This window comes from Flavobacterium bomense (assembly GCF_003970355.1).
The window spans coordinates 1-1,092 of sequence record NZ_RYDJ01000241.1 but is presented as its reverse complement, the minus strand read 5'-3'; the positions used below and the strand labels follow the sequence as shown (position 1 = coordinate 1,092).

Sequence of the window (1,092 nt, the reverse complement as noted above, 5' to 3'; positions counted from 1 at the left end):
GATGCCGATGACGGAACAATTGTTTCTAAAGGGAAATTCGTCAATGGGAAAAAAATGGGTGTTTGGCAATTTTTTCAAGGAGAAAAATTGGTCAAAGAAGAAAATATGAGCTTTCCGCAAAGTATTTCGAAAGCTAAAAAGTAGTATTAAGATAGATGAAATAAACATTATTTATTCTTATGATTTCAATTGCCTTTGGCTTTAGCCAAAGGTTTTTTTATGTTTCATTTACAGGTTTTAGCCAAAATCATGCAATTGTTTAACTAACCTATCGATGGAATAAATCTAAAGTCTTACACCAATCCTTCCGTAAATCTTTGTAACTTTGCAACCTTGTAAAATTATAATTATTTCAAAATCAAAAGTGTAGTGGTAGGGCTTTCAGGTGGTGTAGATTCGAGTGTTGCAGCGTATTTGTTGCAGCAGCAAGGCTATGAGGTCATAGGTCTTTTTATGAAAAATTGGCACGACGACACGGTTACTACTTCTAATGATTGTCCGTGGCTTGAGGATAGCAATGATGCATTATTAGTTGCAGAAAAACTAGGAATTCCGTTCCAAACCGTAGATTTAAGCGAAGAATACAAAGAAAAAATCGTGGACTATATGTTCGACGAATACGAAAAAGGGAGAACTCCAAACCCTGATGTACTTTGCAATCGCGAAATAAAATTCGATGTTTTTATGAAAATCGCTTTAAGTCTTGGTGCTGATTATGTGGCAACTGGTCATTATTGCCGAAAAGGTGAAATCGAAGTCAACGGCGAAAAAGTCTATCAACTTTTGGCTGGAGTCGACAATAATAAAGACCAATCGTATTTTCTATGTCAATTATCGCAAGAGCAATTGGCAAAATCTTTGTTTCCAATAGGTGAATTAACAAAACCCGAAGTCCGCGAAATTGCTCTGGAATTGGATTTGGTTACCGCCGAAAAGAAAGATTCACAAGGATTGTGTTTCATTGGAAAAGTGAGATTGCCCGAGTTTTTGCAACAAAAATTACAACCCAAAGAAGGTCAAATAATCCAAATTGACAAAGGGATTTCGGAATATAATTTTATAAAACAAGAAGGACTTTCTGTTGAAGAAGAA

Annotated in this window: 1 protein-coding gene; it reads left to right on the top strand. The window is 35.4% G+C overall.

Going from position 1 to position 1,092, the window contains the following annotated elements; genetic code table 11:
• Positions 1-357: 357 nt before the first annotated feature.
• Positions 358-1,092, top strand: a 735-nt coding sequence (gene mnmA / locus EKL98_RS17020) for a tRNA 2-thiouridine(34) synthase MnmA (protein ID WP_126563242.1), incomplete at its 3' end; no start/stop codon positions are given.